The 13,080-nt window shown below is 46.6% G+C and carries 7 protein-coding genes; 4 read left to right on the forward strand and 3 right to left on the reverse strand.

All coding sequences use genetic code 11. The annotated features are described in order from the left end of the window. Positions 1–272: 272 nt before the first annotated feature. Positions 273–737 (reverse strand): protein-export chaperone SecB, encoded by a 465-nt coding sequence (secB, locus tag HC752_RS16055; protein ID WP_190336182.1) that lies wholly within the window; start codon positions 735–737, stop codon positions 273–275. A 74-nt stretch (positions 738–811) separates the two neighbouring features. Continuing rightward, the gene (locus HC752_RS16060) at positions 812–1,246 is read right to left on the reverse strand and encodes a rhodanese-like domain-containing protein (protein ID WP_190336183.1); all 435 of its coding nucleotides are present in this window, start codon (positions 1,244–1,246) and stop codon (positions 812–814) included. Between the two features lie 377 nt (positions 1,247–1,623). Between HC752_RS16060 and HC752_RS16065 the strand changes: the two genes are divergently transcribed. The 4 genes from HC752_RS16065 to HC752_RS16080 all read left to right on the forward strand — a co-directional run bounded on the left by HC752_RS16065 (position 1,624) and on the right by HC752_RS16080 (position 11,688). Then, on the forward strand, positions 1,624–6,486 hold the full coding sequence (locus tag HC752_RS16065) for an alpha-2-macroglobulin family protein (RefSeq protein ID WP_190336184.1): 4,863 nt from the start codon (positions 1,624–1,626) through the stop codon (positions 6,484–6,486). A gap of 11 nt (positions 6,487–6,497) precedes the next feature. Then, entirely contained in the window at positions 6,498–8,699 is a 2,202-nt protein-coding gene (gene pbpC / locus HC752_RS16070; protein ID WP_190336185.1) for a penicillin-binding protein 1C, read from the forward strand. 230 nt (positions 8,700–8,929) lie between these two features. Next, positions 8,930–10,468 carry a 2,3-bisphosphoglycerate-independent phosphoglycerate mutase gene (gene gpmM / locus HC752_RS16075; protein ID WP_190336186.1) on the forward strand — a complete coding sequence of 513 codons (1,539 nt, stop codon included), beginning with the start codon at positions 8,930–8,932 and terminating at the stop codon, positions 10,466–10,468. A 65-nt stretch (positions 10,469–10,533) separates the two neighbouring features. Beyond that, positions 10,534–11,688 (forward strand): murein hydrolase activator EnvC family protein, encoded by a 1,155-nt coding sequence (locus HC752_RS16080; RefSeq protein WP_190336187.1) that lies wholly within the window; start codon positions 10,534–10,536, stop codon positions 11,686–11,688. Positions 11,689–11,764: 76 nt separating this feature from the next. On the opposite strand, the gene HC752_RS16085 is transcribed toward HC752_RS16080, so the two are convergent. Next, positions 11,765–12,931, reverse strand: a complete 1,167-nt coding sequence (locus tag HC752_RS16085; protein ID WP_190336188.1) for a nucleotide sugar dehydrogenase — start codon at positions 12,929–12,931, stop codon at positions 11,765–11,767. Positions 12,932–13,080 lie beyond the last annotated feature (149 nt).

The raw sequence follows: 13,080 nt of genomic DNA on the forward strand, positions 1-13,080 counted from the left end.
AATGTCCAAAATAGTATACACCTAAGTCACTTTAGCATGCCGCTCTCGGTAGTCTTAGGTTTGCAGATCTCTCAAGCATGCAGGGTTTGCCGAGAGAATATGGCTAAATCCGCTCGCACTTCCAACCCCGTTAGCTTAAGACAAAGCCGTCGTTAGCGAAAAACAGAAAAGGTAGACAACAAAAATGCACATCGTATCGTGAGATCAGATGTGCATAAAAATTGATTTTTAACGGTGGCGATCCGATCTTGCTAGACTGCCCACTCAAGCGATTAAGCTTGCGCTTCACCTTCAGAAGCTTGCTGTTGAAGGTAGTTCATGAACAACGCGTCAAAGTTGACTGGCGCTAGGTTCAATTGAGGGAACGTACCTTTCACCACTAAGCTTGAAATCGTTTCACGAGCGTATGGGAAAAGAATGTTCGGGCAGAATGCACCTAGGCAATGCGCCAATTGACCCGCTTCCATTTGCTCAGCCGTGAAAATACCGCCTTGTTGAACTTCACATAGGAAAGCCGTTTCTTCTGCATTTTTCACGGTTACTGTTAAGCGAAGAACCACTTCGTACACCCCTTCACCTAGCTCACGACTTTGAGTGTCTAGATCCAGATTGACATCTGGGTTCCATTCTTTTTGGAACATATCAGGAGAGTTAGGCGCTTCGAAAGAAACGTCTTTTAGGAAAATACGTTGAATTGCAAAGTTTTGTTGAGCTTCTTGAGGTGCTGCTTCAGCCATGTCTAAATCCTTTGTTTATTTGACTGCTCCGACTGACCCAGTCAGAACATAAAAACCATTTGAGTATCGGTGAATTACTTCTTACCACGAATCAGTGGCAAATTAGCTTCATTCCACGCAATCAAGCCACTTTTTAGAACGAAAACCTTTTCAAAACCGGCTTTCTTCAGTTCATTCGCACTCGCTTGCGCCGTGTGACCTGTTTTGCATACCACAATGATTGGGTTCGATTTATGCTTTTCAAGGCTCGCTGTAGAACCATTTTTGATATCGGAAGGCAAAATGTGAACTGCGCCAGTAATATGCCCTTTCTTGAATTCATCTTTTGAACGGATATCAACCACAACGCCGTCTTCACGGTTCAGCATATTGGTGACTTCGTTTGCCGATACTTCTTGGTAACCGGCTGTTTTACTCTTCACTATGTTCGCGATTAGGGCAACAACAATACCTGCCCACACCATCGCTAAAATTGGGTTATTGGAAATAAAATCTAAATATTCTTGCATGTCCTACGCTCTTGCAACGCTTACGCGGATGTCTGTAAAGGGCTGAGTATACCGTTGAAGATGAGGAAATTCGATAAGAGGGACCGAAAGAAGTGAAATAAGAGGCAACGCTCACCTTTCAGGTCTCGATTCGTGAGCTTCTGACCCAACTTTGACAATGCTTCCAAAACGACAAACCAAACTGACATGTGATGGAGTCAGCTTATAGATATCAAGGACATATGCATTGAAATTTATACAATCCGACTGAGATACTGTATAGTCTGAGTGCATTATTCACCCAAGAGCTCATTGACTTATTAGGGTGACAACGACTTACACATTTTGGTTTTCAGTGACTTTTCTCTTTAGTGACCTATCACGGTAAAGGAACCACCATGAGACGATTTGCCCAATTTACGCTCGCTATGACATTCACCTTCTGGTCATTTCTCAGTTGGGGAACCCCCTCTATTTCTTATATTGGTGACTATACCCACAATGGTGCACCGGCCATTATTGTGCAATTTGATGGTGAGGTGCCGTATCAAGATGCGGTCACTATTCAGAAAATAAGAACGAATCAGAAAATAAGAACGAGTCAACAAACAGAGACGGGGCAAGACGAAGGCGTTGAATTCCCACTCCCAAACACATGGCAGCTCAGCAAAACTCATAATGCTCTGATTTACACCGATATCGAGGTGGGTCAAGACTATCTTGTGGTGCTCAATCACGACTTAACATACAACGGCGCCTCGACTCAAGAAGTCACCATACACAGGAAAGATCCGACATTAGAGGTGATTGGGCGTGGACCGGTTGTGCCTTCTAAAGGCAAACGCAGTGTCCCAATATCGACAACGAACGTTGAACAAGTCTCCGTCGAAATCCTTAAAGTTAGCGACCCTGCTCGTTTCCTGAATGCTTCCCACTATTCTACCTCGCCGGATCGCTGGACACTGAATCGGCTCACTAAATCCACTCAACCCATCACCGAGTTGAGCTTTGATATTGAGAAAACACACACCAATCAAACTCAGTATTCGGAACTCTATTTGCCCCCCGAGCTCGACAGTGGCTGGTACTTGCTGATCGTCAAACCGACGGGAAGTTTCAGTTACGACAGCGAAAAAGCCATTCAGATCGCGTTAACTGACATTGGTATTCAAACCAAAGTGTTTCCTCAATATTTGGCGGTTCAGCTTTCGTCGCTATCGAACTCTGATCCCGTGACACAGGCTCACATTTCGGTTTATCACTCCGATGGGTCGAAAACCGATTTAGGGATTTCCACAGAAGGCTTTGCGCAATTTGACTATCAGGTAAAACAAGGCGACATCCTATTCGTTAAGAAAGGCAAAGAAGTGAGCGTGCTGCCACTGCGAGAGATGCCACTGGATTTGTCTGACTACAAAGTAGCGGGGCGTCCATACCAAGATCATGAAGCGTTTGTGTATTCCAATCGTGATTTATTCCGCCCTGGTGACGTCCTTCCATTGAACATTATTGCCAGAGACCAAGATGGTGAGATCTCTCCCGATATTCACCGCCTGTATGTGGAATACATCAAACCCGACCAAAGCGTTGCGGCGGGTCGTTGGTTAAGCCCAAGTGCCGCAAGTGGTTTTTACCGAGATGATTACGCCATTCCAAGCAGCGCGCCATTGGGTAAGTGGACCGCTCAGATAAAGCTGCACAAGAAAGCCAAGTCGCCTATCCGCACCTTTACCTTTAATGTCAGTGAGTTCGTTCCTGAAAGAATGGATCTCACGGTCGATCTGCCCAAGAGCATTGAGCTCGGAGCCAAAAGCGTCACCGCTGATCTTGATGGTCGATACTTGTTTGGTTCTCCGGCGGCGCAAAACCGAGTCTCGATTCGTGCGGACTATCGCCCAACGAACCATTTCAATACGACGTTCAGCGAGTATTTTGTTGGGCAAGCATTCTCTATCTCGCCTTGGCGTGACATAGAGAGCATTGATGACATTCAACTCGATGAGCAAGGCAAATACTCACTGACTTTTCCTCTGTATCAAGCCTCATTAATGGAATCTCCGGTTAACGCTCGCTTCACCTTTGAACTGTTCGAAACCGGAGGCGCCAGCGTGTCTCGCAGCCAGCAGCGCCAGCTTTGGTCTGGAAAGAAATTAGCCGGGCTTAAAGCACCTGAAGGTGAGATTGATTCGTACAGTTCTGTAGAATTTCACGTGGCGTTGCTCAGCGGTGATGGAAAACAACTGGAAGCGGGGAAAGTCGATTACCAATTGGAACGCAATGCGGGCGGTTATTACTGGGTATACAGTGAAAGCAGTGGCTGGGATATTCGCAGTGACGACCAATGGCGACCAGTGCAAACAAACCAAATTAACACCGTTGCCAACCAATCGGTACCGCTTCAGTTTAAGCTTGACTGGGGACAGTATCGGCTCACGCTTCGCACCGAAGAGGGCACCATTACACGCTACCCATTTTGGGCTGGTTGGAATGAAGGAAGTGCTCAACAACCCGTTAAGCCGGAGCAGCTTTCCCTCACGTTAAATAAGAAACGCTATGACGCTGGCGACACTGTTGAAGTGTCTTTATTCAGCAAACAAGCGGGTGAATTGATGCTCAGCTTGGATGGCGGTCAGTCTCTTTTTCAGCAGCGTCACACCATTGCCGCGGGTCAGCACCAATTTCAAATCGCGTTGCCCCCGAACACCAACCGTCATGATCTTTACCTAACCGCGACCTTAATCAGCAGTGCGACCGATCAATCCCCATCAGGCACCGCATTACCACGGCGCTATTTTGCGGTTGCCCCCGTAATGCTGGATCGCGAAGCTCGTCGATTACCCGTCTCCATTGAACATGCTGAGACACTGCTGCCTCTGGAGCCCGCCACGATCAAAGTGAAACTCGATAAGGCGGTGGAAACGCGCGCATGGGTCACACTTTCTCTCATGGACAGAGGTATCGTAAACCTTGCCAAATACCATCCCCCCCAAATGGCGGATTGGTTCTTCTCGCACAGACGCTATCAAGGTGACGTCATTGATTTGTACTCGCGCTTTTATCAAACCCGACCGGACTCCTTTGTCACTCACCATCGATATGGTGGCGATCAGGAAATCGATTTGAATGTCAGCAAAGAGGATGTAGTCGAAAGCAAAACCATCACCATCATGTCGGAATTGATTCAATTTGACCAAAATGGCGAAGCCAATATCACGATCGATATCCCAGATTACAACGGGCAGGCTCAAGTCGTTGCGATGGCATTTACCGACAATCAATTCGGACAATCAGAGTCGAACGTTGTGATTTCGGCACCGATTGTGGCTGAACTTGCCGTACCCAGATTTTTAGCACCAGGCGATTCTAGCCAGACCTTTATGGAGATTTTCAATACCTCAGGGGGAAGCCAGACGATCAAAGCCTCTATTGCAGCAGACGACATATTGTCTTTGCCTGGGGATTCAGATTTTGAATTTACGCTTCAAGATGGTGAACGCACAGGCGTGCCTATCCCCTTTGAGGTTGGTCAGATTCAGTCGAGTTCAGACACCATCACACTCAAGTTAACCATTCATGCGACAGGGGAAGATAACAGTCAATATCGTCAAGTACGAGATTGGACCGTTCCCGTTCGCATTGCTCAACCCATGGTGAGCCAACGTACCCTCATCACGTTAACGCCGAAAAACAACGACAGCGCCGAAAACCTCGGAAATCCGTCTTTTGAATTAACGCCAGATTTGTGGAAAAACTACCAAGACTTCACCGAGCAATTTGCAGCCATGACCTTCTCTCACTCCCCGCAAATTCATATTGCTGAACATGCATCCGGCTTGTTCCAGTACCCCTATGGATGTGCAGAGCAAACCACCAGCAAAGCCATGCCATGGTTATTTGAAGACAGCGACCTTGATCAAGTCAAAGCCAAGGCAGCAAACGGTAAACCTGTACGTCAAATTATCGAAGATTCAATGAATCGTTTGTCGACCATGCAAAAAGCCAACGGCAGTTTCTCGCTCTGGAGCAAACATGGCTCTGCCGACCCTTGGCTGAGCATGTACGTGACGGAATACTTACTCGAAGCCAATGCACGCTATAGCGATATCGTCCCTGAACACATGCTGGCGAAAGCGCGGGAAAATCTAGTGCGTTATATCGGGGCAAGTCAATCGACCGATGCCAGTCACTTTTACGCACTTTGGTTAGGAACAAAAGCGGGCTTGGTGAATAACGCTCAGCTCTACAACACGCAATCCACGTTAAAAGACCCATCAAGTCACGGCATTTCTAGGCTGTCTGCCGCTCACTTAGGCGGCGCATTCTTGATAAACGGGCAAACCAAACTGGGCGAGGAATACCTATCATGGGCGGAATCCGACGCCATGCGAAACCGCGTATCGTATTATGAGTATGGAAGCGATGTTCGTGATTTGGCACTGACGATTTCCATTCTCGAAGATGTGCAAAAAGTCATGAAGCTTAGCCCCGACATGCTCGCATTAAGGGATCGCCTTGCCATTCGAGTCATGGAGTTATCGGCGAGTAAATCTTACCTAAGCACGCAAGAGCGCATGGCACTGGTGAGAGCGGGTCTTGCCTTAAAAGACGACTCGAACGAAACCATCGAGCTGATCATTCACGAGAAAGGCATTAGCGAGAACGCTGCTAACGAAAAGAGGGTTGAAAGAAACGTCTCCAGCCAAGGGGCGGGGCATGAACGGCTGTCGGTAAGGAGCTCGGTATCTTTAGTCGGTGATCAATCCGTCTTCCTTCAACTGGTCACAAAAGGGCTTGCTCACCCAAGTTATCTGAATTCCACCATCGACTTCAATCAAGCGCTTCGCTCTTATCGCTTGGAAGATGGCAGCATCTACAAGGGGCAGCCACTCAAAGTTGGGGATAAATTGATTGTTTCCGTCGATTACAACTTGAAAGAAAAAGCCAACAATGCGCTGATGGTCGAATACCTTCCAACTGGCTTCGTACTAGAAAACCCGCAATTTACCAATAGCGCGGACATCATCAAGTCCTCTAACGTGATGGAAAGCAGTGAGTGGGACATGTTGGAATACCGCAACGATCGACTGGTTGCTTCAATCAACATGAAAAAAGAGCAGGATTACCGGATCAACTATGTTTTACGTGCGGAAACGCCGGGAATATCTGCCCTGCCGGCACTCTTTATGGAAAAAATGTATCAGCCTGAAAAACTGATTTACAAGCCATACCCATCAATAGAGTTCATTACCATTCGTCCATAAAGCGTAAAACGATGAAACCTCTATTCAAGCGACGATGCATTGGGACGATAAGCGGTATTTTGATACTCATACTGATGCTGCTTATCGTTGGGGCGTTTTTTATTGCCAATGCGCTCTCTCCTCTCAACCTCGAACAGAAAAGAGATCACAGCACCACGGTTTACAGCAAAAATGGGGAAGTGCTACGCCAATTCTCCAATTCCAAGGGTATTTTTCGAACCCCAGTCAAACACCAAGTACTCAACGGAAAAGTCGTACGCCTAGTCTCGGATGTGTACTTAACGGCTTTACTGGAATACGAAGATAAGTATTTTTACGTTCACCCTGGCTTTAACCCATTCTCCCTTGCCAGAGCACTGTTTCAACAAGTCACCCATGGTCGGGTGATCTCAGGCGGCTCCACGATCACGATGCAAGTCGCGCGTATGTTTTATCCTTATGAGCGCTCATACGTTGGCAAAGTTGAACAAATATTTCGAGCGATGCAAATCGAGCGCCATTACAACAAGGAAGAAATTTTAGATTTGTACCTCACCCATACGCCTATGGGGGGGAACATTGAAGGAGTCGAAGCCGGAGCACAACGTTACTTCGGTAAATCCGCTCAGAATCTCAATTTAACCGAATCACTCACTTTGGTGGTGTTGCCTCAGCGACCGAGCAGTACTCGCCCCGACCGGCATCCTCAACGTGCACTAACGGCAAGAAACAAAGTACTGCATCGAGTCAGTGAAGCATTAGCGCTGACGGATTCCACCACCGAGCTGCTGACCAGTTCTCCACTCGGCGCGTCACGACACCTTTCGCCAGTGATGAGCCCACTGCTTGCGAGAAAGTTGCGTTCAAACCAGCCAAACCTCACTGAATTTACCACCTTTATCGACCACACATTACAATCTTCCATCGAAATGCTGATATCGAAGCGCTCGACAAACTGGTCGTCCACGTTATCCAGCGCTGTGCTTGTTATGGAGAACGAGACAGGAGAAGTGATAGCTTATAAGGGATCCGCCGATTTCACTGACTTGCGCCGTTATGGGCATGTCGACATGGTGCAGGCGATCCGTTCTCCGGGCTCAACATTAAAGCCTTTTATTTATGGTATGGCACTGGAAAAGCAGCTCATCCACAGCGGCAGTTTGATGATGGACATTCCTATTTCTCATGGCAACTACCAACCACAAAACTTTAACCGTTATTTCAGTGGTCCGATTCGCATGGACAAAGCGCTGCAACTCTCTAAAAATTCGACCGTTGTTCAAATTCTTAGTCAGCTTGGTCCTGAAGCGTTTTTGCGTTTTCTGAAGATCAGCCAAATCCCTCTCAAAGCGGATGAAGCAAACTTAACCTTCGCTTTGGGCGGAGTAGGCACTAACTTAGCGGGTCTGGTTTCTCTTTACTCATCATTGGCAACAGAAGGCAACGCGATTCAACCTCGATACCTAAACAGTGACTCCAAAACTCAGCATACGTTGCTAACCCCAGCCGCCAGTTGGATCCTGTTTGATATTTTATCTCACATTCCGCCGCCGCAGCGCTTTGCCCCCGCGCATGGCAGAAAAGTCGCTTGGAAAACAGGCACCAGCTATGGATTTCGTGATGCATGGTCCATTGGCGTTAGCCCTAAATACACCGTTGGAGTGTGGGTGGGAAGACCAGATGGGTCGCCCAATGTTGGGCAAACTGGTGCCAAGCAAGCCGCCCCCATCATGTTTGATGTATTTGATTTGCTCCCACCAGAATCGAAGCCATTGATCAAACCTCTTAATGTCGCTTCGAACATCGTATGTTGGCCAAGTGGACTATTAAAAACGCAAATCAAACAAGAAGACTGTTTGAGTACTCAACTAGCATGGCTAATTGACGAGCAAGCCCCCCCAACACTGAGATACCAAGAACCTTTTAACACATTGCATCAGTGGCCGGAGCCTTTACAACACTGGTCGCTCTCTAATGGGATACCTCTGAACCAATCAGCACTCATTAGTCCTGAAAAGGTGGCCATTTTAACGCCTCAAAATGAGACTCAGTTTTTTCCTTATTCGGGGCAAGTTTTAAACCTCAAAGCCAGTGTTGATGGAGCGGATTGGTATTTGAACGATCAACCGCTTTCACAACCCCAAATTGAATTTGATCAATTAAGCGACGGTCGATATCAATTAACCGCCTGTTTGGTCCACTGTGATAATGTTGTCATTCAAGTGTTTAAATAACCTGATAGCCACCCAAAATAGGTTCGACCGATACCGTTCATTGAGGAAAATGATTGTCTTTCCTTCTTGTAATTCGCAATAATCCTTTCTAACTACAACGCACTTTTGAAAACTTGTAACAGTCAACTGCGATCATTATTTGATCTAAGGCTACAGTTCCAACTACAAAGTGTAGTAAAATTACGCTAATTTGATTTATCAGTTACTTTGAATTTGACGAGGTTAGAACTATGTCAGCTAAGAAGCCAATGGCTCTAGTTATTTTGGATGGGTGGGGACACCGCGAAGACTCAGCAAGCAACTCTATTGCTAACGCTAAAACACCGGTAATGGATGAACTGTTTTCCACTTGCCCAAACACTCTAATTTCTGCGTCTGGCCTTGATGTTGGTCTGCCTGATGGTCAAATGGGTAATTCAGAAGTGGGTCACACCAACATTGGTGCAGGTCGTGTGGTATACCAAGACTTAACTCGCGTCACTAAGTCGATTTCTGACGGTGAGTTCGAACAAAATGAAGCGTTGGTCGCGGCGATAGATAAAGCCGTGAATGCGGGTAAAGCCGTTCATTTGATGGGCTTGATGTCTCCAGGCGGTGTACACAGCCACGAAGACCACATTTATGCCGCCGTAAAAATGGCCGCAGCACGTGGCGCAGAAAAGATTTACCTTCACTGTTTCCTAGACGGTCGTGACACGCCACCGCGCAGCGCTGAACATTCTCTAAAGCGCTTTGACGATTTGTTTGCCGACCTAGGCAAAGGACGAGTGGCGTCTTTGGTTGGTCGTTACTTTGCGATGGATCGTGATAACAACTGGGATCGCGTTCAAGTTGCTTACGAACTGCTGACTGAAGCAAAAGCAGAGTTCACATACAGCAACGCCGTTGAAGGGTTAGAAGCAGCCTACGCACGTAACGAAAACGACGAATTCGTGAAAGCAACAGCGCTTCAAGCAGAAGGTCAAGAAGAAGCACGCATTGAAGATGGGGATGCGGTCATCTTCATGAACTACCGTGCGGACCGTGCTCGTCAAATTACGCGTACTTTCGTCACCGATTTCGCTGGTTTCGAGCGTAATCGCTTCCCTGCAGTCGAGTTCGTTATGCTAACGCAATACGCAGCAGACATCCCTCTGGCAACCGCATTCCCACCAGCTTCTTTAGACAATACGCTCGGTGAATGGCTTTCTAAATGTGGTAAAACTCAGCTTCGCATGTCTGAAACAGAAAAATACGCACACGTGACGTTCTTTTTCAATGGCGGCGTAGAAAGCGAATTTGAAGGTGAAGAGCGCAGTTTGGTCGCCTCTCCTAAAGTGGCTACTTACGACCTTCAGCCAGAGATGAGCTCTGAAGAGCTGACTGAGAAATTCGTTGCGGCGATCAAATCCGGCAAATACGACTCCATCATCTGTAACTACCCTAACCCAGATATGGTGGGCCACACAGGCATTTACGAGGCAGCAGTTCAAGCGATTGAGGCAGTCGATGCATGTGTTGGAAAGGTGGTTGAAGCCATCCGTGAGGTAGACGGTCAAGTTCTTATTACGGCCGACCACGGCAACGCAGAAATGATGGTTGACCCAGAAACTGGGGGCACCCACACGGCGCACACCAATCTCCCCGTTCCACTGATATACGTAGGTAGCCGTGCACTGGAGTTTGTTGAAGGCGGTAAGCTGTCTGACCTTGCTCCAACGATGCTCAAGCTATCAGATCTGGAAATCCCTACTGAGATGACTGGTCAGGTGATCGTTAATCTGAAATAATCGTCCTCATAATCAAGAGGCTGGAACCCTTTCAGCTTCGTCTTATGGCGGAACGATTCATACGGATGAACCTGTTTAATTTACAGCATTCCTTTAACGCCGGTGCATTTCGCGCTGGCGTTTTCTCATGTCTTCTTATATTTATCTCGATGCTCAGTAACCACGCACTTGCGGCTTCTCAAACTGAGCTTACTGGGGTGAAAACTGAAATCTCTCGCCAACAACAGCAACTCGATAAAGCACAGAAACAACTCAACAACCTGCAAGGCGAGCTCAAAAAACACGAGCTTTCAATCAACGCGATAGAACAAGCGATAAAGCAGACGGAAGCGCACCTAAAAAAAGCCAACACTAATGTCAACCAATACCAACAACAAAAATCTGCATTAGAAAAACAACAAAAAACACAAAGTGATACGTTAAAAGAACTGGTCAAAACCTATTACATCACTCGACGCAAGTACGATGCCGCGACCTTACTGCAAAATGATAACAAAGCCGAATTGGACCGCATCAGTCACTACTTCCAACACTTAGCCAAAGAACGCAGCAAAGCCATTGAAGCGCTCATGGCAACCGAAACCGAATTGGAAACGACCCACCGTGCGTTGAAACAGAAACAACAAGAAATATCCGATTTACTGGCAACTCAACAGTCCAAGAAGAAAGCGCTGACCGACTCACAGACCAACCGCAAGAAAACGATATCTCAAATTAAAAACACCGTTAAGAATGACAAAACGTATTTATCCGAGCTGCAACGCAATGAAAACCGATTAAAAGCCGAAATTGCCAAAGCAGTAAAACGCGCCGCCATTCCAATGAATGGGCTGACTCAACAGAAGGGTCGGCTGCCTTGGCCACTGCGAGGCACCGTGCTGCACCATTACGGAACGAAACAGACTGGTCAGGTAAATTGGAAAGGCATGGTGATCAGTGCCAAACACCAACAACCCGTAAAAGCCGTGTATTCGGGGACAGTGGTGTTCGCGGAGTACTTGCGAGGCTATGGTTTGCTCGTGTTGGTTGATCATGGGAAAGGCGATATGACCCTGTACGGCTTTAACCAAACTCTGATGAAAAAGGAAGGAGACAAGGTGCAAGCAGGCGAAATCATTGCTCTCGCAGGCGACACGGGAGGTCAAGACAGAACCTCTCTGTACTTTGAAATTCGCCGAAACAGCAAGGCTCAAAACCCAACCTCTTGGTTAACCAGATAAGCAAACTCCATAAAACACAGATAAAAAAGAGCACTCGGTGCTCCTTTTTTGGGATAATTGCAAGTTCTATTCGGAATCAGTCACTGCCAAACAAGTCTCGTGTATAGACTTTGTCTTTTACATCGCCCAATTCCTCAACCATTCGGTTCGATACAATAACATCGGATATAGTCTTAAATTCGTTCAAATCTGTCATAACTTTCGAATGGAAAAATTCCTTCTCTTTCAGAACGGGTTCAAAAACTACGACCTCAATCCCCTTCGCTTTCAAACGTTTCATAATCCCTTGAATGCTTGAAGCACGGAAATTATCCGACCCTGCCTTCATGATTAAGCGATAGATCCCAACCACTCGGGGTTGCTTCTTAAGAATAGATTCGGCAATAAAATCTTTACGTGTGCGGTTGGCATCCACAATGGCTTGAACAATATTGTTGGGAACATCTTGATAATTTGCCAGCAGCTGCTTGGTGTCTTTTGGCAAACAGTACCCACCGTACCCGAATGATGGGTTGTTGTAGTGGCTGCCAATACGAGGATCGAGTCCAACCCCTTCAATTATTTGGCGAGAATCCAACCCATATGCCTCAGCATAAGAATCCAACTCATTGATGTACGCCACACGCATCGCTAAGTACGTGTTCGAAAATAACTTCACGGCTTCCGCTTCTGTTGAGTTGGTAAATAGAACGTCAATATTCTCTTTCTCAGCGCCTTGAACTAATAGATCCGCAAACTTCTTTGCCCGCTCGCTTTGTTCACCCACAATGATCCGAGACGGGTGCAAGTTGTCATACAAGGCACGTCCTTCTCTCAAAAACTCAGGAGAAAATAGAATGTTATCGCAGCCTAGTTCTTTACTAATACGTTCTGTATAACCAACTGGTACTGTTGATTTAATTACCATCGTCGCGCTGGGATTGATCGCCATAACATCTTTAATCACCGCTTCTACAGTAGAAGTATTAAAGTAGTTGGTGATTGGGTCGTAGTCCGTTGGCGTGGCGATAACGACATATTCTGCATCTTTGTATGCGCTTTCTTTGTCTAACGTCGCCATTAAATTCAACGGCTTTTCAGCAAAAAACGATTCGATTTCTTTATCTGCTATGGGAGAAACTTTGTCGTTAATAGAATTCACTTTATTTTCAATGACATCTACGGCGACAACCTGATTGTGTTGAGCTAACAAGACTGCATTGGATAACCCAACATAACCTGTCCCTGCTATTGCGATTTTCATCTATTCCCCACCCTAACCAACAAGAAATCGACGCTCTCTAACTTATTTAAGTACAGCATTGATTTAACATTGCGCAAATAGCGCGCTTATTTTGCTCAAAAAAAAGAACATGAGCTTACAAGACAATTTAGCAAACTAGGCTAATTAAG

Origin of the sequence: Vibrio sp. S9_S30 (assembly GCF_014694455.1) — a bacterium.
Classification (GTDB): domain Bacteria; phylum Pseudomonadota; class Gammaproteobacteria; order Enterobacterales; family Vibrionaceae; genus Vibrio.